The 22,048-nt window shown below is 71.5% G+C and carries 12 protein-coding genes, 1 tRNA gene and 1 pseudogene; 8 read left to right on the top strand and 6 right to left on the bottom strand.

From position 1 onward, the window contains the following. The first annotated feature begins 19 nt into the window (after positions 1 to 19). From ASD62_RS17905 to ASD62_RS17880, 6 genes are all read left to right on the top strand, one after another. Positions 20 to 92, top strand: a tRNA-Val gene (locus ASD62_RS17905). A gap of 1 nt (position 93) precedes the next feature. Further along, positions 94 to 945, top strand: a complete 852-nt coding sequence (locus ASD62_RS17900; protein WP_056917868.1) for a Nif3-like dinuclear metal center hexameric protein — start codon at positions 94 to 96, stop codon at positions 943 to 945. Then, positions 900 to 1,682, top strand: a complete 783-nt coding sequence (locus ASD62_RS17895) for a zinc ribbon domain-containing protein (protein ID WP_369796245.1) — start codon at positions 900 to 902, stop codon at positions 1,680 to 1,682. The genes ASD62_RS17900 and ASD62_RS17895 overlap by 46 nt, the downstream gene beginning before the upstream one ends. Positions 1,683 to 1,685: 3 nt before the next feature. Continuing rightward, the gene (locus ASD62_RS17890; RefSeq protein WP_056917589.1) at positions 1,686 to 2,837 is read left to right on the top strand and encodes a bifunctional RNase H/acid phosphatase; all 1,152 of its coding nucleotides are present in this window, start codon (positions 1,686 to 1,688) and stop codon (positions 2,835 to 2,837) included. 71 nt (positions 2,838 to 2,908) lie between these two features. After that, a complete protein-coding gene (locus tag ASD62_RS17885) occupies positions 2,909 to 3,322 on the top strand; it encodes a rhodanese-like domain-containing protein (protein ID WP_056917588.1) in 414 nt (137 codons plus the stop codon). Then, positions 3,319 to 4,500, top strand: coding sequence for an O-succinylhomoserine sulfhydrylase (locus ASD62_RS17880; protein ID WP_056917587.1), 1,182 nt, complete (start codon positions 3,319 to 3,321; stop codon positions 4,498 to 4,500). Before ASD62_RS17885 ends, ASD62_RS17880 begins: the two co-directional genes overlap by 4 nt. A 32-nt stretch (positions 4,501 to 4,532) precedes the next feature. Here ASD62_RS17880 and ASD62_RS17875 read toward each other — a convergent pair whose 3' ends face one another. After that, on the bottom strand, positions 4,533 to 5,630 hold the full coding sequence (locus ASD62_RS17875) for an SLC13 family permease (RefSeq protein ID WP_056917586.1): 1,098 nt from the start codon (positions 5,628 to 5,630) through the stop codon (positions 4,533 to 4,535). After that, entirely contained in the window at positions 5,627 to 6,397 is a 771-nt protein-coding gene (locus tag ASD62_RS17870; protein ID WP_056917585.1) for a YaaA family protein, read from the bottom strand. The genes ASD62_RS17875 and ASD62_RS17870 overlap by 4 nt, the downstream gene beginning before the upstream one ends. A gap of 62 nt (positions 6,398 to 6,459) precedes the next feature. On the opposite strand from ASD62_RS17870, the gene ASD62_RS20865 reads away from it, so the two are divergent. Next, positions 6,460 to 7,908 (top strand): RNB domain-containing ribonuclease, encoded by a 1,449-nt coding sequence (locus ASD62_RS20865; protein ID WP_056917584.1) that lies wholly within the window; start codon positions 6,460 to 6,462, stop codon positions 7,906 to 7,908. Between the two features lie 809 nt (positions 7,909 to 8,717). Here ASD62_RS20865 and ASD62_RS20925 read toward each other — a convergent pair. The 3 genes and pseudogenes from ASD62_RS20925 to ASD62_RS17855 all read right to left on the bottom strand — a co-directional run. Further along, positions 8,718 to 9,368 (bottom strand): annotated as a pseudogene (locus tag ASD62_RS20925) (lytic murein transglycosylase); the annotation flags it as partial. A gap of 282 nt (positions 9,369 to 9,650) precedes the next feature. After that, entirely contained in the window at positions 9,651 to 14,342 is a 4,692-nt protein-coding gene (locus ASD62_RS17860) for a multicopper oxidase domain-containing protein (protein WP_056917583.1), read from the bottom strand. Further along, entirely contained in the window at positions 14,339 to 14,935 is a 597-nt protein-coding gene (locus ASD62_RS17855) for a hypothetical protein (RefSeq protein WP_056917582.1), read from the bottom strand. The genes ASD62_RS17860 and ASD62_RS17855 overlap by 4 nt, the downstream gene beginning before the upstream one ends. A 91-nt stretch (positions 14,936 to 15,026) precedes the next feature. Between ASD62_RS17855 and ASD62_RS17850 the strand changes: the two genes are divergently transcribed. Next, entirely contained in the window at positions 15,027 to 16,463 is a 1,437-nt protein-coding gene (locus ASD62_RS17850; protein ID WP_056917581.1) for a copper resistance CopC/CopD family protein, read from the top strand. A 355-nt stretch (positions 16,464 to 16,818) separates the two neighbouring features. Here ASD62_RS17850 and ASD62_RS17845 read toward each other — a convergent pair whose 3' ends face one another. After that, positions 16,819 to 22,041, bottom strand: coding sequence for a peroxidase family protein (locus ASD62_RS17845; RefSeq protein ID WP_082581048.1), 5,223 nt, complete (start codon positions 22,039 to 22,041; stop codon positions 16,819 to 16,821). Positions 22,042 to 22,048 lie beyond the last annotated feature (7 nt).

Raw genomic sequence — 22,048 nt, 5'->3', positions numbered from 1 at the left:
GCTGGGTCGACCGTGCGGAGGGCCTGTAGCTCAGTTGGTAGAGCACCGCGTTTACACCGCGGGTGTCGTCGGTTCGAGCCCGGCCGGGCCCACGTGCACCCCACCCTCGCCGACGCCGTCCACGCCCTCGAGGGCTTCTACCCGCCGTCCACGGCGCAGTCGTGGGACCAGGTCGGCCTGGTGTCCGGCGACCTCGAGCAGCCGGTGTCGCGGGTCCTGTTCGCCGTCGACCCCACGCTGGCGGTCATCGACGAGGCGCGCGAGCTCGGCGCCGACCTCCTGGTCACCCACCACCCGCTGCTGCTCAGGGGCATCCACAGCGTGGCGACCTCGACGGCCAAGGGGGCGAGCGTCACGGCCCTGGTCGTGCACGACATCGCGCTGTACGTCGCCCACACCAACGCCGACGTCGCCGAGCCCGGCGTCAACGACGCGCTGGCGGACGCCTGCGGGCTCACCGACGTGGAGCCGCTGGCCGTGGTCGAGGGGCAGCCCCTCGGCCGGGTCGGCAGCCTCCCCGCCCCGAACACCTTGGCCGAGTTCACCACCGCCCTGTATGCCGCCCTGCCGCCCTCGGCGGGGGGCGTCCGGGTGGCGGGTCCACCCGGAGCCAGGGTCCAGCGTGTCGCCGTGATGGGCGGCGCGGGGGACGACATGTTCGACCACGTCAGGGCTGCGGGAGCCGACGTCTTCGTCACTGCGGACCTGCGCCACCACCCCGTGCTGGAGGCGCGCGAGGAGGCCCGCGGCGGCACGCCATACCTGGTGGACGCGGGGCACTGGGCGACCGAGTCCCTGTGGCTCACCGAGGCCGCGCGGCGGCTGGAGGCGGCGCTTGCGGACGGGGACCCGTCGGCCTCTAGAGTGGAGACTCACATTTCCACACTGCGCACCGACCCGTGGACCTTCGTCGTCGGTGCCGAGCCGCCCGGAGGTACGTCCTGAAAGCCGACCCGTCCCGTCAGTGGAGGCTCCTGGACCTGCAGGCGATCGACACCCGTCTCGACCAGATCGCCCACGCGACCAAGAACCTGCCGCAGCGAGCCCAGCTCGCCGAGCTCGAGCGGCGCGCAGCGGCCCTCGACTCCGACCTCGTCCGTGCCCAGACGGCCCTGGGCGACGTGCAGCGCGAGGTGGCCAAGGCCGACACCGACGTGCAGCTGGTGCGTGACCGTGCAGCGCGCAACCGGGCGCGGCTCGACGCCGGTACCGGCACCGCCAAGGACCTGCAGGCGCTCCAGCACGAGCTCGACTCCCTGAACCGGCGCCAGGCCGAGCTCGAGGACGTCGAGATCGAGGTCATGGAGCGGGCCGAGGCCGCCGAGGCCGCCGTGGCCCGGCTCGAGGCGGAGCGGGCGGCCCTCGCGACCGAGCTCGAGGCGGCCTCCGCAGCCAAGGACGACGCCCTCAAGGACTTCGAGGCCGAGGCCGCCAAGGTCTCCGCCCCCCGGGCCGACACCGTCGCGGGCGTCGGCGCCGACCTGGTCGCGCTCTACGAGAAGATCCGCACCCAGACCGGTGGACTGGCGGCAGCGGCCCTGCGCCAGCGACGCTGCGGTGGTTGCCAGCTCGAGCTCAACAACGTCGAGATGAACCGCATCAAGGCCGCCCCGGACGACGAGGTGCTGCGCTGCGAGGAGTGCCGCAGGATCCTGGTCCGCACGTCCGAGTCCGGCCTCTGACCGGTGGGTCGTCAGCTCGTCGTCGAAGCCGACGGCGGCTCCCGGGGCAACCCCGGGGTCGCCGGCTACGGTGCCCTCGTCCGTGACCGCGCCAGCGGCACGGTCCTCTGGGAGGGCGCTGCGCCGCTGGGCAAGGAGTCCAACAACGTCGCGGAGTACTCCGGCCTGATCGCCGGGCTGCGAGCCGCCCAGCGCATCGACCCCGGCGCCCACGTCGAGGCGCGCATGGACTCCAAGCTCGTCGTCGAGCAGATGTCGGGCCGCTGGAAGATCAAGCACGAGGACATGCGGCGACTGGCCCTCGAGGCCCGCGAGCTGGCCGCGCTCATCAGCCGCGGTGGTGGCTCGGTGTCCTACACGTGGATCCCCCGTGAGAAGAACAAGGACGCGGACGCCCTGTCCAACGACGGCATGGACGGTCGCACCATCGACCGGATGCTGGGCGACGCGGCCGTGGCAGAGCGGGACACGTCGGCCGACGAGCTCGTCGAGGAGATCATCGACCCCAACCCCGCCTCCACGACACTGCCGCCGGCTGCTGGCCGGGGGACCCCCACCCGCCTCGTGCTGGTGCGCCACGGCGTCACCGACTTCACCGTGCACGCCCAGCTCGACGGCCGGGGCGGCGCGGACCCCTCCCTCAACGAGACCGGTCGCGCCCAGGCGCGAGCCGCCGGAGCCGCCGTTGCCCACCTCCTGGGGGGCGTCGACGCACGGGTCGTCACGTCGTCGCTGGCCCGCGCCGTCCAGACGGGTGCCGCGGTCGCCGCGACCATCGGCGTCGACGCCGAGCAGGACGAGGACTGGGACGAGCAGGACTTCGGCGACTGGGACGGCATGAGCGTCCACGACCTCGCCCGCGAGCAGGCCGACGAGCTGGACCGCATGCGCAGCGACGCGGCATACGCCCGTCCGGGCGGGGAGACCCACCTGGAGCTGGCCGAGCGCGTCCTCGCCGCATACGAGCGCGTGGTCGCCGCGGGCGGCACGACCGTCGTGGTCTGCCACCGCAAGCCGATCATGGTCGTCCTCGCGCACGTGCTGGGCATCCCGCACGACCGGATCTGGCGGCTCGCCGCGGCCCCGGGCTCGCTCACGGCGCTCGAGGTCTGGCCGGACGGCAACGTCTCGGTCGCGTTCACCAACCGCACCTGAGCGGACGGACGACCCGCCCACGATGTGGCCGGGTCGTCTCGCCATGTGGCGGTCCGTCCTACGCTGGGGACATGAGCTACGCAGGAGACGTCGCCCCCCAGGATGCGTATGCCGCGCTGGCGGCCGACGAGGACGCGGTCCTCGTCGACGTGCGCACCAGCGCCGAGTGGAACTACGTCGGGCTGCCCGACCTCACCGGGCTGGGCAAGAAGGTCATCTGCGTGGAGTGGCAACGCTTTCCGGACGGAGCGGTGAACGGCGACTTCGTCGAGCAGCTGCGCGACGCCGGCCTGCCCGACGGTGCCCCGATCTACTTCCTGTGCCGCTCCGGCGTGCGCTCGGTGGCCGCCGCCGAGGCCGCCACCGGTGCTGGGCTGGAGCCGTCCTACAACGTCACGGAGGGCTTCGAGGGACCGCACGACGACCAGGGGCACCGCTCGGTCTCCGGCTGGAAGAACTCGGGGCTGCCGTGGAGGCAGGGATGACCGAGGGCCGCTCGTTCCGACCGGACACGGTCGCGGTGCGGGGAGGCCTGTCCCGCAGCAACTTCGACGAGACGTCCGAAGCGCTGTACCTCACGTCCGGCTTCGTCTACGAGAGCGCCGAGCAGGCCGAGGCGGCGTTCAAGGACGAGGTCGACCACTTCATCTACTCGCGCTACGGCAACCCGACGGTGTCGATGTTCGAGGAGCGGTTGCGCCAGCTCGAGGGTGCCGAGGCCTGCTTCGCGACCGCGTCCGGCATGTCGGCGGTGTTCGTCGCCCTGGCTGCGCTGCTCGGACAGGGGGACCGCGTGGTGTCCTCGCGCGGCCTGTTCGGCTCGTGCTTCGTCATCCTGGACGAGATCCTGCCGCGGTGGGGCGTGGAGACGGTGTTCGTCGACGGACCGGACCTCGACCAGTGGCGCGAGGCGCTGTCCGTGCCGACGCAGGCGGTCTTCTTCGAGACCCCGAGCAACCCCATGCAGGAGCTCGTCGACATGCGGGCCGTGTCGGACCTGGCGCACGCCGCCGGGGCCCAGGTCGTCGTCGACAACGTCTTCGGCACGCCGGTGTTCTCCCGTCCGCTCGACCACGGTGCCGACGTCGTCGTGTACTCCGCGACCAAGCACATCGACGGCCAGGGCCGCACCCTCGGCGGGGCCGTGCTCGGCACGTCCGAGTTCGTCGACGGGCCGGTGAAGAACCTCATGCGGCACACCGGACCGGCGATGTCGCCGTTCAACGCGTGGGTCCTGGTCAAGGGCCTGGAGACGCTGAGCCTGAGGGTGCGTCAGCAGGCGGCCAACGCCCTCGCCGTCGCGGAGGCCCTGGAGGCCCACCCGTCGGTGACGAAGGTGCTCTACCCGTGGCTGCCGTCGCACCCCCAGCACGAGCTGGCGCAGCGGCAGATGCTCGGCGGCGGCACCGTGGTGACGTTCGAGCTAGACGGGGGCAAGGCCGAGGCGTTCGCCCTGATGAACGCGCTGCAGGTCGTCGACATCAGCAACAACCTCGGTGACGCGAAGTCGATGGTCACGCACCCGGCGACGACGACCCACCGCAGGCTCACGCCCGAGGCGCGCGCGGCCGTCGGCATCACCGACGGCACGGTCCGCATCTCGGTCGGTCTGGAGGACCCCCAGGACGTCATCGAGGACCTGCTCCGCGGCCTGCCCGGCTGACGGGCGACACTCACGACGTGCCGCGCCCCGGGTCAGCCGGCGAGGGCGAGCGCAGCCACGGACAGGCCGCCTGCGACCACGGCGCAGGCCAGGCCCTGGGCCGCCAGCCGCCACGGGTTGACGGTCAGCCCGCGAGCCCGGCAGCGCTGGGCCCACAGCAGGGTCGCCAGGGACGCCCACGGCGTCACCAGGGGTGCCACGTTGACCCCGATGAGCAGGGCCATCAGCCGCTGTGGCGCGTCGGCCGTGACCGACTCGAGGGCGATGTAGGCCGGGAGGTTGTTGGCCACGTTCGCGGTGAGGGCGCCGCTGCCGGCCACCCGCGCCAGGGCGGCCGGGTCGGTGCCCTTGCCCGTCAGGGACTCCAGCACCGGCTGCAACCCGTGGCGCAGCGCCACGTCGATGACCACGAAGAGCACCGCGACGCCCAGGGCCATCTGCCACGGGAGGGCCAGCCGACGCAGCAACGGACGGTCCCGCACCGCGACCAGCACCAGCAGGACGGCGGCGGCCACGGAGGACACCCAGGCGGGGGAGAGGCCGAGGGCGAAGAGCGGGCCCACGGCGAGGCAGACCCCGCCGGCGACGCGGAGCATGACCGCGTCGTGCGGCTCCGGCGGCGCGTCGGGCTCGTAACGACCGCGCAGGTCCTTGCGGTGGAAGACCCACAGCACGAGCAGCGTGCCGACGACCGCGGCCAGCGCCGGGGCGGCGGCCAGGCGGACGTACCCGGCGTGGCCCACGCCCAGCTCGTCGAAGTGGTGCAGCGACAGCAGGTTCGAGAGGTTGGAGACGGGTAGCAGCATGCTGGCCGTGTTGGCCAGCCAGAGGGTCGTCATCGCGAACGGCAGGGGTGAGATGCCCAGCTGCGCCGCGATGGCGAGCCCGACCGGTGTCAGCAGGACGGCGGTGGTGTCGAGGCTGAGGAAGACCGTGCAGACCACCGCGAGGAGGACGAACAGCAACCACAGCAGCGGCACGCGGTGCCGACCGGCCCGCGACGTCCAGTGCCCAGCGACGTCGAACACGCCTGCGGCGTCGGCGATCTCGGCCACGACGGTGATCGCGACGAAGAAGATCAGGACCGGGGCGACACGGGCGACGAGGTCGGCGAGCTCGGTGCCGTTCACGCGGTGTTCGTCGAGGTCAGGGAGCGGGCCTTCGCGTCGAGCACCCACGGCCGACCGGGCCGCTCGGGCGGGGTCAGCGCGACCTCGAAGGCGTCGTCGAGGACGTCGAGCAGCTGGGAGACCCTGCGCACGTCCCGGCCCACCTGGCACAGGTGCCGGGTGACCAGGCCCCTGGTGTGCTTGGCCATGTGCGTGGCACCGGGAACGCGCACCTGCACCCAGCGGTCGGCGAGGGCGCCCTGCGGAGTCCACGCCGCGGCATACGTGCTGGAGCGACAGTCGACCACGAGCCCACGTCCGGCGAGCTCGGGCAGCACCTGCGCGAGCTCGGGCTTCCACGCGCTGGCAAGGGGGCCGATTCCGGGCAGGTTCACCGCCATCGAGAGCCGGTACGGCGCGATGGCGTCGGTGGGGCGCACCGCACCGTAGAGGGCCGAGACGACGACGACCCACCGGTTCGCCCGGCGCTTGGCCGCCGGGTCGAGGGAGGCGTGGCCGAGGGCGTCGTAGAGGACCCCGGAGTAGACGCGAGACGCGGGCAGGGACGGTGCGCTGTCGAGCACCGTGTTTCGGGCGATCTCGGCGGTGAGGTTGGGGCTGACGCCGAGGACCTCTGCAGCAGAGGGGTGGGCGCTCACCTTGGCCACCGCGTCGAGGACGGCGCGTCGGGTGTCGGTCAGCTCGGGGAAGCTCAGGGTCCCGGGGTCGACCGGGCGGCCGCGGGACCGGCCCGTCTTGGACTCCGAGGGAGGGAGCAGGATCAGCACGGGGCAAGCCTAGGTCCGGCCTCCGACGGGTGCCGCGTCGGTCCGCTGGATAGGTTGGCGGCATGCCCCAACGACGAATCCAGGTCGAGAAGCCGGTGGCCGCGAAGGCCGTGGCCCAGTCCGCCGAGCTCCGGGCTCGGTTCGACGCGGTGCGCGCCGAGAACGCGGTGCCGAAGGAGTTCCCGCCGCAGGTCCAGGCTGAGGCCGAGCAGGTCGCGGCCGCCCCGGACCTGCCCGAGCGGGACGAAACCGCGGTCGCCTTCTGCACCATCGACCCGCCCGGGTCGATGGACCTCGACCAGGCCCTGCACATCGAGCGCGACGGCGAGGGCTACCGCGTCCGTTATGCCATCGCCGACGTCCCGGCGTTCGTCCGGGCGGGGGGCGCCATCGACGCCGAGACGCGCCGGCGTGGGCAGACGATCTACGCGCCGGACCACCGCACCCCGCTGCACCCCCCGGTGGTGAGCGAGGGTGCCGCGAGCCTGCTCCCCGACCAGGTGCGACCGGCGTTCGTCTGGGACCTGCGGCTCGGCGCCGACGGCACGACCACCTCGACCAGCCTCTACCGCGCGATGGTCCGCAGCACCGACCGCTACGACTACGACCACGTCCAGCAGGCCGTCGACGCCGGTGGCGCCGACGAGCGCCTGGAGCTGCTCAAGGAGGTGGGCACACGCCGCCTCGAGCTCGAGCGCCAGCGGGGCGGTGCGAGCCTGCCCATGCCCGAGCAGGAGGTCACCGAGGACGCGAACGGCCACTACCGCACCCACTTCCGCCCGCCGCTGGCGGCGGAGGACTGGAACGCCCAGATCTCCTTGATGACCGGTATGGCGGCTGCTGACCTGATGCTCGGCGCGAAGGTGGGGATCCTGCGCACCATGCCCGCCCCGGACGACGGCGCGGTCACCCGTTTCCGGCAGGCCAGCCGGGCGCTCGGCGTCGAGTGGCGCAAGGACGTGCCGTACGGCGAGTTCCTGCGCACGCTGGACCGCACCGACCCGCGGCACCTCGCCCTGATCCACGAGGCGACCGCCCTGTTCCGCGGCGCCGGCTACACGCCGTTCGACGGGACGGTCCCCGCGGACCCGCAGCACTCGGCCGTGGCTGCCGCCTACGCCCACGTCACGGCGCCGCTGCGTCGGCTCGTCGACCGGTTCGGCCTGGCCATCTGCGAGGCGATCAGCGCCGGGACCGAGCTGCCCGGTTGGGCGCGCGAGGCGCTCGGGTCACTACCGGAGGTGATGGCGGCCTCGGACAAGGTGGCCGGTGCCGTCGAACGCGGGTGCGCGGATGCCGTCGAGGCAGCCTCGCTCGAGGACCGTGTGGGTGAGGTGTTCGACGCGATGGTCGTCGACCAGCGGGACAAGGGCCGGCTGGTGGTTCAGGTCGACGAGCCCGCGGTCCTCGCGAACGCGACGGGCGACCACGCCCTCGGCACCCGTGTGAAGATCAGGCTGACCGAGGCGAACATCAGCACCAGCACGGTGAGGTTCGACATCGTCGGCTGAGTCGGCCAGCTCGCCGGGCGAACCACCAGGCCGAGACCGTTGCCGGTCGACGGGGTGTCGGTGGGAGCCGCGCAGGGCCCGGGGGACGAGTCCCCGGACGTGGCGCTCGTCGCGCTCCCTGCGGAGGTCGTCCCGGTGGCCGTCGTCACGGAGGTGGACGACGTGCTCGTGCTGCTCGTCGCCGACGGTCCGGTCGTGGTGGACGGCGTGGGCAGCTTCGTCGTCGATGCCGCGGTGGCCGTGGCGGTGGTCGTCGACGGGGTGGTCGTCGACGGGGTCGGGGTCGGGCAGGCCGTGGTGGTCGAGCTCGACGAGGGTGTGGTGGTGGAGGACGAGGTGGTCGAGGTCGTCGTGCCCGTGGCCGACGTGCTGGACGACGTCGACGGCGTGGTGGAGCTGGAGGTCGTCGAGGACGTGGATGTCGAGGAGGTGGATGTCGACGACGTGGACGACGTGGACGACGTGGACGACGTGGTGGTCGTCGTGGAGCTGCTCGTGCCGGTGCCCGTCGTCGACGAGCTGGTGGTGGAGGTCGACGTCGTGGTGCTGGTAGTGGGGTGCGACGTCGTGGACGGGTGGGAGCTCGGGGTGCTCGCCCTCGGTGCGGCCACGACCGGTGGACGCGACGGCGGGCCGACGGGCGGTGTGGGCGACGAGGGCAGGGTCACCACGGAGCGGGGCACCGCACCGCCGGGGGACACCGTCTGCATGAGGCGCAGGACGTCGCGCAGGTACACGTCCGAGTGGTTGTACGACAGGATCGCCGAGCGGAGTCCGACAGCGGTCGACAGGTCCCGGCCCCCGGCGCAGAGGTACGCGGCGGCGGAGAAGGCGCTGTCCTCGACGTTCTGCGGGTCACGGATGCCGTCGCCGTTGCCGTCGCGGCCCCAGCGCTGCCACGTCGAGGGGATGAACTGCATCGGCCCGACGGCCCGGTCCCAGACCCGGTCCGCGTCATAGCGGCCGTTGTCGGTGTCGAAGATCGCGGCGAAGGCACCGCCGTTGAGGACCGGCCCGTAGACGGCAGGGACGGCTCGGTGCCGGCTGTCGAGGCTCCGTCCAGCCAGCGAGCCGGACTCGACCTGGCCGATGGCGGCGAGCAGCTGGACCGGAAGCCGGCACGAGGTGGGGGCGGACGCGACCGCCGAACGGTAGGCGCTCCACAGGACGACGGGGACGCTGGTGCTCCCCGCGGCCCCTTGCGGGACGGGCGGGTCGACCACCGACGGCTGGAGCGCGGCGGCGAGCGTGGCAAGCCGCAACGGCCCGGCGATCACCTGGTCGACGCTGACCAGTCCCGTGCGCTCGCCGACCACGAGGTCGCGAGGGGTGACGTCCCAGTCCGCCGCGGTGCTGGGACTGGGCGACGGGGCCGCCTGGGCGGGCCCGGTCGGTCGGCCGGCGCTGGCCGGTGCGTCGGCAGGGCTCCCGCCCACGAGCAGGGCCGCACCGAACGCCATCACGGACAGGGCAGTGGCGAGCGGGCGCGCGACCGGGATGCGGACCACCCGTGGTCCGCGCTCCGGGTGTGGCTCGGCCATCAGACCTCCCCGCTGGTTCGGCCGTCGTTCATCGCACGCCAGATCGACGCGGTTCCCCCTCGGGCCGATCGTAAGCCGCAACCGGCGGCGAATCGACCCCCAGATGGCGGGGAATCCGGGCCGCCTGTGACGGGTGTGACCCCATGGGTCCGTGGGACCCATGGGGCACCCGTCACTGCGTTGCTCGGGGTCACGACGGCCTCAGCAGGTGCTTCCGTCGACGAGCAGGATGGGGCAGGTGCCGGTTGACGGGGGGAGGACCCGTTGCAGGCCCCAGATCCCGACGGCGGTGAACGGACGTCGCTGGTCACCGTAGAAGTAGTCGCCGGGCACCTCCGCGGTCCCGCCGGCACCACCGACGACGTTGAGGTCGAAGGTCTCCCACGGCGCCATACCCTGCGCGGTCATCCAGGGTGAACGGCCCACGAGCGGGTCCTCGTCCCAGCGCAGGCCGCCGAGACTGAACACGTGGTTGTTCTCGCTGCCGGGTGCCACCATGACGTGCACCAGCTCGGGATCGCCCGCGAAGGCGGTCAGGTACGGCACCTGTCCGGGGTTCTTGAAGGACGTCGGGCCGTCCCCTGCCGGGGCCGTGAGGTAGTTGATGTTCGACCGCCCCGCGGTGGCGTTGGTCGGGTACGGCATGAAGTCCTGCCCGATCTGGGTGTCGTCGTCGGCGACGGTGACCGAGAAGTCCCGGTAGTCCTGCGGGGTCCCGCCGGGCACGTGGACGATCACCTGGGCGCCGAGGTCCTTGGCGTCACCGGTCACCGGGTCGCTGAACTCGGTGGACAGGCCCGGCACCTTCGAGGCGGGAGCCACGACGACCAGCCCGTACAGCCCGTTCTTGAGCCGGCCGTTGGACGCGAGGTCGCTGACCACGGCTGAACCCACCCGGTGCTCCGGCACGTAATAGACGTAGGAGCGCGTGGCGTTGGATGCGGTGTTCTGGTCGGTCGAGAAGCCGATGTTCACGCCACCGGAGCCGGCCTCGCGGTCGAGCTTGCCGACCGAGAACCCCACGGGGGTCGTGAGCAGGTTGGTGAGGTTCACCGTGACGCACTCACCCGCGACGACGTGCATGACGAGGGGCACGGGGACCTTCAGGCGCGCCTTGACCGACGCCACGTCCGCGTTGGGGACGTATGCCGTGCGACCACCGCTGACGTTGCCCGACCGGTCCATGGCGCTGAGGCCGAAGGTGCGTTGGGGCGCACCCGAAGGACACGGGTTGCCCGGTGACGTCGTCGGCGGTGGGGCTGCCCCCGTGGGTGTCGGCACCGTGTAGTCAGGGCCGTCGGGGGTGTTGCCCGGCAGCGGCCGCAGGGAGTCCACACGGCCGGGCAGCACCCGGACGAGACCCCAGGCGCCCTGCTGCGTGCGCAGCTCGGTGCCGTTCGCGTAGAAGTAGTCCCCGGGCCTCAGCCGCAGCTCGGGATCGGTGCCGCCGATGACGAGGCTGTCGCGCTCGCTGATCCCGGCGTGCACGGCGTCGATGATCGACTCCTTCGTCTCCCGGAGCTCCTGGTTGGTGCGCGCGCCGACGAAGTGCAGGGAGTCGATGGTGGGCGAGATGCTGATGGAGCGGACGACGAGGGGGTCACCCGGGTACAACCGTGGCAGCGGCGTCACCGGGTCGCCGTACCTCCACGAGCTGAACTGGTTGGCCTTGTCGGTCCGGCCGGCCAGCGGGTTGGCCTTGAGGTTGAGCGTCGACCAGCCGGCCGCGTCGTTGTCGTTGATCGTCCACAGGGCGAGCTCGCGGAAGCTGCCGTCGACCACTCCGGGGACGAGCGGGTTCGAGGTGTGGATGTCCACGATCGTCCCGGAGTCGACCTCGGCACCGGAGACCGGGTCGTGGTAGGTCGAGCCGCGGGGCTCCACGATGAGCTGGCCCACGAGTCCGTGGCCCCAGCCGTGGATCCCGTCGACGTGGTCGTGCCAGAAGACGTTGTCCAGGGCCACGTCCGGGTACCACCGGTACTGGATGAACTCGATCCCGGCAGACTCAGCCGCGTCGTGGTCCTTCGTGAGCGGGGACGTCAGGGTGACCGTGCCGGCGGCCGTGTCGACCGACGCGACCTGGTGGGGCTCGATCGACTCCAGTCCCTCACCGACGGCGAGCCACGGGTGGGTCGGTCGGTCGTTCGCGTCGGTCCCCACGAACTTGGCCACGGACGTGAGGTGCAGGACGGTGTCGCCCTCGTGCGCTGCGTCGACGAGCTTCGGGTCGGTGACCGTGTAGGGGCGCACGCTGTGCTCGTAGGCGAAGCCGGTCGAGACGCCGTCGGACCCCTGGACGTCGAACTGCACGTGGTGGATGTGCATGGTCGTCTTCGAGAACTTGTCGAAGGCCGAGGCGTCGGGGATCTCGTTGGTCAGGGTGATCGCCACGCAGTCGCCCTGGTTGGCGCGGATCGCCAGCGGATCGGACTTCGCCGGGTCGGCGAGCGTCGCGGCCTTGTCCTTCGCGAGGACGAACAGCTTGCCGTCCGGGTCGTTGACCGTGGGGGTCCGGGGGATGGTCTTGCCGATCGCGACGACGTTGTAGGTCCGCAGCTTTCGACCCTGCGGGCAGAGCCCGTCGTCACGGGAGGCCCACGGGTCGGTCGAAGACCCTGCTGCCTGGTTCGCGTTGGCGCCGAGCCACGGGGCGCCCGAGTGACCGTTGGCGGTGAAGGGTGGTCGCTTGCCGATGTTGGTGCGCAGCAACGGATAGGCGGGTCTGCCGTTCACCGGGTTGAACAGGATGGCTGGCCGGTTCCCGACGAGGTGGCCGACGTCGACCGCGAGCAGGTTCGGCTGTCCCTGGACGACCTGCACCGAGTCGGGGAAGACGGTGGGGTCAGCCGGGGCGCCGAGGTACAGCGGTGCCTCGGACGTGCCGGCGACCTTCCAGTCCCAGACGGTGGGGTCCTGCCCGTTCTGCGGTAGGCCGGAGGGCGGCAGCTGAGGACGGATCCAGTCGTCGAGGTTGTCCTTGGTCAGGGTCGTGCCGTTGATGGTCCGGCCGATGAGACCGGCCGAGTCCACCGCGGCCGGAGGGGCGGTCCGGTCGCCGATCGGCACGAGGTCGGGCTGCAGCGTGTCGTAGACGCGCCACATGCCCCACATCCCAGACGTGTAGTGCTTGGCGATGTGGCAGTGGAACAGGAAGTCGCCAGCGCTCTGCTGGACGCCGCCGGCGCCGCCCTCGATCTCGAGGTTGTAGGTCTCACCGGGGCCGATCGACTGGGAGTCGAGCCGCTGCGATTGCGACCCCGTCTCCGGGTCCTTGTATAGCCCCGTCTTCGCGTAGCTGATGGCGTCGTCGGCCACGGGGTTCGCCCGCCACCGGTCGCCACCACCGTGCAGGTGGAAGACGTGGAACTTCTCCGCGCCGACGTGCATCAGGCGGATCTTCGTGGGGTCGGCCAGGTAGCCGCGCATGATCGGGGTCGCCGGCTCGCCGAACGTGTAGGAGCTGTACGAGTGCGACTTCTCCTTCGGGAACGCCAGCAGGCGGTTGCGGAACGGCTCCGAGCGGTAGTTCAGCGCGAACGCGCCGGGGCGGTACGTCCCGGTGATGTTGTCGACGAGTGGGATGTCCAGGTTGTTCTTGTCCTTGAGGAGCTCGTTGTCGTTCCCGATCTCGTGGTGCAGGAGGGCCGCCTCACGGAAGCCGCACGTGGGCATCGTCGAGTAGCGGTCGCAGGCGACGTCGGTCCCGGCGGGCTTGATGATCGCCTCCCACCCGGAGGTGAGCGGCAGGCCTGCCGTGGTCGGGTCCCAGTAGGTCGAACCCTTCGGCTCCACGACCAGGGCACCGAACAGCCCGTGGTTGACGGCCGCACGGAATCCCGGTCCCGGGTGGATGTAGTGGCCGCCCTCCTCACGCGGGTCGTCCGGGACGCTGAACCGGTAGGTGCGCGTGGCGTTCAGCGGGACGGTCGCCGCGGGGTTCTTCCCCAGGGTGTTGCCCGACGAGGCGAGGGTGAACTCGAGACCGTCGATGTGGAAGCCGTAGGAGCCGGTCGTCGACCGGTTGGTGAACTTCACCTGGACGCAGTCACCCTCGTTGGCGCGGATCACCAGCGGCTGTATGGCGTCGCCGTGCAGTCCCACGGACACCTTCTGGGAGAGGGCCTGGGCCTTGACGGCGGCGACCTGGCTCGTGAGCGTGTAGATCTTGCCCTTCGGGTCGTGGTCACCGAAGCGGTTGAGCGGGATGTCCACGTCCATCGCCGTGACGTCGAAGACCTTGTCGGCCGGGCCCCCCGCGAAGCAGCTGGTCGACCCCGGCGAGGGAGCTGCGGCGGCGGGGACGGACGAGGCTGCAGCCGTCGCGGCTGCGACGGCTGCGACGGAGAGCACTGCGACCGTACGACGGCTGCGGGCGACCCGGCGCAGCAGGGACGGGAGCGCCCGGGGGAGCCGGGGCGCGATCAGGACGACGGCGGCGAACGGCAGGTAGACGACGAGCAGTGAGGCGGTGTCCGCGAGCAGCGCGACGACGGGGAGGGCGCCGCTGCCGGCGTCGAAGAAGGTGGACCGGATGCCGTTGCCGGCGGCTGCCGCGAGGGCCCCCGTCATGGCCAGCTGGAGGGCGGCCACGACCGGGGAGCTCGGGAGGGCCGCGTCGGGGAGGTTGTGGCCGACCCCCCGGTGGCCCGCACCGACCTGTCCCCGGCGGTCGTGGGCCAGCACGGTCGGGACGGCGATGACGAGCAGGGGCAGCAGGAACCCGGTCACGGGCAGGCCGTCGAGCGCGGCCCCCGCCCCGACGTGACCCTGCGCCCCCGCCAGCTCGAGCCACCCCAGCCACAGGGCACCGAGCACGGCGAAGGCGCAGGCGATCAGGACGTCGCGGGTGATGCGGGCGACGAGAGGGACGGGTCGTGGTGACTGAGTCATGGCGAGACCTGCTTCGGGACGGTGGTGCTGGTGACCGGAGGTGCGTTGGAGGGTGGGCCCGACCTGCCGTGGTCGTGCGTGGCGGCCGGCCCGGCGGTGTCGACGCGGAGCAGGGGGACCGCCACCTGGCCGGGTGCGGTCAGGCGCAGCTGGGCTCCGTTGCGGGGCACGACATACGAGAGGGCGCCCTCGAGGTGGCCCCCGCGACGCAGCGAACCGCGCTTCATCGACCCCGCCACGGGGTCGAGGGGGACCGTGCCGGCGAGGGCGCGCAGGACCGAGGTGTCGTAGCCGGCGTCCGCGTCGGACGCCGCGACCTCGAGGGTGACCCGGACGAGCGCCCGGTCGGTGGTGACGAGGCTGTTGACCCCGTGGGACATCCCACCCAGGTCGGCGTCGCTGAGTCCGCTCACCTGCTCGACGTGCAGGACGCGATAGCTGATCCCGTTGACCTGCAACGTCATCGGGTCAGCAGGCCCCTTGAGCACCGACACGACGTGACGGGCGCCGAAGGCGGTCGCCGTCAGGACGAACAGCGCCACGAGGGCCACACGCCACAGCCGTGGCGCGGCACTCGACGTCGTGAGGGACATGGGTCGATGGTCGACCCGGCACCTTGGGCAAATCTTTGGGTCATCCTCGGGGCGGAGTTGCGCCGGGCGCCCGCCCGCTACGCTCCGGGGCGTGGTCTCCGGCCGTGGGCTGCGTGGTGCGGGCGCCACCGCACTGGCGGTGGTGCTGTCCTGCTGCGCGATCATCTGGTTCACCGCGACCGCCGCGCAGGCGCACGCCCAGCTGGTGCGCAGCTCACCCGCCGCCGGGTCGGTCGTCGCCCGCGCCCCGCAGGTCGTCACCCTGACCTTCGGTGAGGAGGTGCAGGCGGGGGACGGTGGGATCGACGTCTACGACGACCGGTTCGCCCCTGTCGACGCCGGCCCGGTCCTGGCCACCCCGCGGGATCCGTTCACGCTGCGGGTCTCCCTCCCTCCCGGGCTGGCACCGGGCACGTACACCGTTGCCTGGCGGGTCAGCTCGGGCGACACCCACCCCGTGGCGGGTTCCTTCCGGTTCTCCGTGGGGAGCCCCAGCCAGGTCCGTGGCACCCTGCCCGACCCCGGGCGCAACGAGGGGGTCGGGACGTTCCTGGGGGTGCTGCGGTGGGTCGGCTTCGTGGGTGCCGCGCTCGGACCAGGCGCCGTCGTGGCTGCGCTCCTCGTGTGGCCGGCGGGGTTGGGGCAGCGCAGGATCCGCCTGCTCGTCGGCACGGGTCTGGGTCTGCTCGCGGTGAGCACGGCCGGCGGCATGCTGCTGCAGGGGGTGTACGCGAGCGGCCGACCGCTCGCCGCCCTCTGGCAGGCGCCGCAGACCCTCGACAGCCACTCCGAGCGCTTCGACCGGGTGTATGCCGTGCGCAGCTACCTGCTCGTGGCTGCGGCCGTCGGGGTGGTGGCCCTGCTCGGCCTCCCCGCGCCGGCGCGTGACCGGTGGCGCAGGGTCTGGGTCGGCGTGGCCGTGGTCGCGACCCTGGCACTGCTGGCCACCTGGCCGTTGGTCGGCCACTCCGCGGTGCCGCCCGGCGAGACCCTGGCTGTCGGCGTGAACCTCGTGCACATCGCCGCCATGGTCCTGTGGCTCGGTGGGCTCTGCGTGGTGCTCGTGGGCCTCTCTGTCGACCGCGACACGGTCGCACGCAGTGCGCTGCCCAGGTTCTCGGTCCTGGCGCTCGGGAGCGTCGCGGTGCTGGTCGCCTCCGGGGTGGTCCTGGCGTGGCGCGAGGTCGGCACCGTGGGGGCGCTGGGGGCCACGACGTTCGGACGCGTCCTGCTGGCGAAGAGCGTCGCCGTCGTCCTCCTGCTCGCCGTGGCCAACCTGGCCCGCCGGTGGGTGGCTCGTCGATCAGCGCCCGTGGAAGGGCCCGATCGCGCTGGCAACACAGGCGATCCGGGCTGGACACCGTTCCGGCGGGGACTCGTGGGCGAGGTCGCCCTGGCTGCTGTCATCCTCGGGCTGACGGCGGCGCTGGTGTCCATCGTCCCGGGCCGCCAGGCGGCCCAGAGCACGCCCGGGTCCTCGACCTCGTCGGGGACGTCCGTCCCCCGCGTCGTGGACGGCGCCCCCTGACCCGACCGGACCTGCCCGGCTGCGCCCGTGGGCCCGCCGGTGCTGGTGGGCCGGGCGGCACGCCTCGCGGTCTTCACTGCTGGCGCTGGCTGCATCGTTGTGACGGGCTGCGCTGCTGGGCCGGACGGCGCGGCGAGCCGTACGCAGCCAGCCGGCCCGGCCGCATACGGGGGCACTGGCCGAACGGGCGCAGCACAGTGCCCGGCACATCGGGGGTGATGTGCCGGGCACTGTCGGAAAGGGCGGTGCCCCGGACTGAGTGAGGGGGTGGTCCGGGGCCCGCGGATGTGGGGTCCTGCTAGGGAGCTGCCGGTCCGGGCCGCCCCTCGCGCGCCCCGGACCGGCTCACCTCAGCTCATCTGGCCACGACCGTGGTGGACTTGTCCGACGGGACGCTGTCCCCGAGGGCGTTGATCGCCACCACCTCGAACTGGTAGTTGCCGGTGGGGAGGGCGATCGTCCTGGGAGTGACGGTGCCGTTGAAGGTCGTCTGGCTGAAGAACGTCAGCGTGACGCCGTCTGCGGCGACCCGGTAGGCGTTCACCCGGTAGTTCGTGATGGTCGAACCACCGTTGCTGGCAGGAGCACTCCAGACGGCTTGAGCGTTGCTCGCGCCGCCGGCGACACCGGCGATCGGAGTCCCGATGCCCGGCTTGCCCGGCACCGTTGCCGGGGTCACCGTGTTGGAGCTGGCCGACGCCGCGCCGGTGCCGTTGGCGTTGACCGCCTGCACCCTGAAGTTGTACGCGGTGCCGTTGGTGAGGCCCGAGACGAGCGCGCTCGGCGTGCTGCCGGAGACGGTGTCCGTCCTGACGGTCGTACCACCGATCCGGACCTGGACGAGCCAACCCGTGACCGGCGACCCTCCGTCGCTACCCGGGGTCCAGCTCAGGCTGACGCTGGTGTTGCCCCGGACCGCCGTGACCGCTGTCGGTGCGCTCGGGACGCCCACGGGGGTGACCGCGTTGGACGGCGCCGAGAGCGGACCCGCTCCGAAGAGGTTGTTGGCGCGCACCTGGAAGGTGTACGGCCTGTTGGTCACCAGACCGGTGACCACGCGGCTGACGGCCGTGCGGGCGATCCCGGTGATGGTCTGGGTGACCACACCGTTGGAGCTGACCACGATGTCGTAGCTCGTGATGGGCGAGGTGCCCGCGGGCAGGACCGGTGCGGTCCAGGTGACGGTGGCCGATCCGGTGGCGGCGGCACTCGGCGTCGTCGTTGCGGCGACGTTGGTGGGTGCCGGCGGCGGGGTGAGCAGCAGCACCTGGTCGGTGAACTGCAGCCGCTCGATGTTCCGCAGCGTGTCGATGCCGTCGGACACCTTCTGGGTGGCCCGGTTGACCGCCCCGGTCTGGGTGACCGTGAAGCTGCCGTTGGCGTTGCGGACCACGGTGAACGACGCCCTGGGGGCGAGGAAGACCGCGGTGTCGACACCGGTGTCACCAGCGGGGGCCGGCACGATCTCGCGCACCATGACCAGCTGGCCGGGGTCGACGGTCCCGTCGAACACTGCCTGCTGCAGCGTCTTCGGGTTGCCCGCCTGGTAGGTGCCCTCCATCAGCGTCGCCGACCCGATCTCCGGGCCGGTGCCGTCCGCGTTGGTGCGGACGCTGATGCGGACCTGGAGCGACCGGTCGCCGTCGATGATGTCGTCGGCGCCACGACCGGTGATCGTGTCGCTGCCTCCACCACCGAGCAGGATGTTGCCGTCACCCCAGATGGGTCCGGAGAGCGGGCAGGTGCCTGCGGCCGAGTTGGCCACGACCGGAGCCAGCGCACCGGTGAGGGGCGGCAGGATCGCCGAGAGCCCACTGATGCGGTTGACGCCTGCCTGGTCGAGGACGTCGCAGCCGGTGAAGCCTGCGCCGCCGATCGCCGAGGGGACGTCGTCGTTGCCACGGATGACGTCGTTGCGTGCGGAGCCCGAGTCGGCCTCGGTCTCCTGCCAGCGGTCGCGGTTGACGACCACCTGGATCGGCAACGGGCCGAGGTTGTTGTTGATGGCCATGTCGTCGTCGGCGGCCACCGTGTCGTACTGGTGGATCGCCCAGTCGAACCCTCCGGCGCCCGCGTTGCGGTCGACGAACGAGTTCTGGCTCATGATGTCGTCGCCACCCTCGGTGTCGTAGTCGTTCTCACCGACCTGGCCGATGAAGATGTCGTGACCGGGACTGGTCTCGGCGGGGTCGTCGAAGAACGGTGCACCGTGGTCGCCGATGAGCAGGTCCTGACCGGACCCACCTTGGATCCAGTCGTCGCCGCCACCACCGAAGGCGGTGTCGGTCCCGGCACCGGCGATGACGAAGTCGTCGTCAGGTCCGGCGAACTCCTCGTTGTCGTTGGCGCCGCCGTTCATGAAGTCCCGGCCGTCGCCACCCATCATGATGTCGATCCCACTACCGGCGTCCATGGCGTCGTTGCCCGGACCACCCTTGAGGACGTCGGCACCACCGGTGTCGGTCATCCGGTCAGCACCGTCGCCTCCGATGACGACGTCGTCGCCGGAGTTGCCGTCGAGCCAGTCGTTGCCGTCGTTGCCGAGGATGGTGTCGTTGTCGATGCCGCCCTTGATCCGGTTGGACGTCAGGTCGCCGTTGTAGACGGACTGCCCGTTGATGCCCGCGGGGTCCACGGAGTTGATCAGCTTGTAGGTGATCTGGCCGTTGGCCGAGCGCGTCAGCAGTGCGTTCTCGTCACAGTCGGTCGTGGGGTCGTCGGTGACGGAGGCACCGAACTGCGTGAACCCTGCGGCGGTGTTGGCGAGGTTGGCCAGCTGGAACTTGCAGTCGGCCGTCGCGAACGCGTCCTGCTTGAGCGTGTGCGTGTTGTCGGTGTTGCGCATGATCAGCTCGGCGAAGCTGTTGCTCTCGAGCTGCGTCCGCAGGTTCATGCCGGGGGTGCGGGCCAGGTAGTACAGCCGGTCCCCGTTCTGGAGGTTCGTCAGCGACGTCTCGAAGACGTAGTTGAACGTCTTGCCGAGCAGCCCGCCGTTGATGTCGGTCGACTCGGCGAGACCACCGACCCAGAGGTCGACCTTGTTGAGGCCGGTCTCCTGGTTCGCCCACGCACCGGCGCCGTTGATGAAGTCCATCTCGTCCTGGGTCGGGCTGAGGCCCACGCCCGGGTCGATGATGGCCTGCGCAGCGGCGCGCTTGGCCTGGTAGGTGGTGGCGTTGACGATGCTCGGGTACGTGCCGTAGGCAGCCACGAAGTTCACGAGGGACTCCGGGTGCTTCAGGTTGTTGCCCAGGTCGGCCCAGCTCGTGTACGGCGCCAGCTGCCCGTCGTTGGTGACGGAGAAGATCTGGCGGCGCAGGTTGTTGAGCGTCGGGATGCCCTCGGACCGGGCGCGGGTCATGTTGAGGGTCGGGAGGTCGAGCGGCAGCCCCAGCAGGTTGTTGCGGAGGGTGTCGGTGACGAACTCGTCGATCTCCTGCCCGACCTGGTCGGACATGCCCATGATGATCCCGCCGGCAGCGGCCTCAGAGCTGAGCGCGCTCCCGTTCAGGCCCCGGTTGTACTCCGGGGGGTTGAGGAACCCGTCGAGCAGCTTGATGTCGTAGTGCTGCGGTGGCGAGGTCGAGCCTGCCGGGAGCGGGGCCGTGCGGTCGATCGTCTCGGTCAGCATGGAGTGGCCGAAGCGGTAGACGGCGGCGGCGAACTCAGCGGGGATCGTCGGGTTCACGTCGGAGTGGTAGACGTGGAACGGGTCGATCGCGGGCTGCACCTTGCGGGCGAACTCCTCGAACACCAGGTGCTGGTACTCCATCTCGGTGACGAAGCGAGCGGCCTGGAAGAGGCGCTGGCCGTAGTTCCACCCGGACGGGCCGTCCGTGCGGGTCCACTGCTGGAGCACCGACTGGGGGACCTTGGTGGTCAGGGTGTTGTTGATGTCGCCGACCAGCCGGTCGTGCTCCGAGTGGAAGATCTGGTGCACGGTGGTGAGGGCGATGTTCTCGTTGACGCGACCGTCACCGGCGGTGAAGTGCGAGTCGAGCAGCTCGTCGTCGTAGGTGCCGGCGGCCTGCCCGTCGAGCTGGGTGCCGGCGGTGGTGTCGGGGTCGGGGCTCTTGCAGCCGGACGGGGTGTTCGGGGCGGTGCACGGACCGACGGAGCCGGGGTCGGCGTCGTGGGCGATGTCCGTCAGGAACGGCGTGTGGAAGTGCAGCACGTTGGCCGGCGGCTCGACGGGGGACGCGAGGTCGCCCTCGACGAGACCGGTCTGGGTGACGTACTGCGGAAGGCCACGGTCCGGTCCGGGGACGAAGTTGCCGTAGGGGTCGGTGGCGAGCATCGGGATGTCGAGCACGTCCACGTCACGGAGCTTGAGCCCCAGGACCCGAGCCGCCTGGTCCTTGGTGGTGGCCCAGGTCGACATGCCGTTCTTGCGCAGGTCGTCGGTGGCCAGCCCGTTGGCGACGCTCGGGCCTCCGAGGAGGCGGCCCGTGTCCTTCGGGTGGTTGGCCGCGTCCAGCTCGTACTCACGCAGGAACGCCTGGTGCGATCCGTGCGAGGTGTAGGTCTGGCTCTGGTCGACGAGCGGGGTGTCGGTGTTGGCCGGGTCGAGGTCGTCAGCGGTGCCGAAGACGCCGTCCGGGCCGGGCTCGTTCTGGCCACGGGTCAGGACCATGAACCGCAGGTTCGGGTCCAGGTCGTCGGCGTTGCCGAAGATGTGGTCCGGGCCCGCGACCAGCGGGTCGTCGTCGCGCAGCGGCACGAACACGGTGCCACCGCCCTTGACCGTCTGGTCGACGCCGTGGTCGAAGAACTGCCCGAAGATCGTGAACAGGCCGTTGAACGGAGGCGACAGACCCACGTCCGTCGTGATGTTCGGGATGGAGAGGGTCTCGCCAGCGGGTGTGCAGCCGGCGGGGAGGTTGTTGGCGTCACACGGGAAGACCCCGGTGTTGCCCTGGCTGCGCACCGGGTGTCCGGCGGCGGCCACGGCGGCCGGGTTCGTGGCCGTCTGGTCGACGATGAGGTTGCTGATCATGCGCGGCTGGGTGTCGAACACCATGTTGCCCGGCTGCTTGGTGTTGTAGGTCGTGGGGGTTCCGGCACCGGGGAAGCCCGCCGGGACGTTCTCCGCGTCCTTGAAGTCGGCGGGGGCCATGCGCTCGAAGGGCACGTCGGCCGCGGCGAACTTCTCGCGTCCGGGGACCAGGTTGTTGCACTCGCCGCCGACGGTGCGAAGGCCGTAGGAGGTGAGGACGTCGGGTACCTGCTCGGCATCCGGGATCCCGTCGCCAGGCTGGTTGAGCAGTCCCTTGCAGGGCTCTGCCGGCGTCGCCGTCGCGGCGTGCCGCTCAGCGATGTTGATCTGCTTGAGGATGAACGAGAGGTCACCCGCGGTGATCGTGAATCCTGCCTCGACCGGTGCCGAGGCGGCGTTCGCAGCCAGCGACGGTTGGAGCAGTAGGGCGGCGACGACGGCGCCGACGGATCCGAGGACCGTCAGTCGCGCCGGGCGTCGCAGGGTTGTGCTGCGTCTGCGGCCACTCGGACCGGACCGACCTTCTCCGGGATCCCGGAGCTCTCGGGCAACACGCTCGAACCGTGCGTGGGAACTGGCCATGACACAC

Origin of the sequence: Phycicoccus sp. Root563 (assembly GCF_001427915.1) — a bacterium.
Lineage (GTDB): Bacteria > Actinomycetota > Actinomycetes > Actinomycetales > Dermatophilaceae > Pedococcus.
This window is presented reverse-complemented; position numbering and strand designations above follow the sequence as displayed.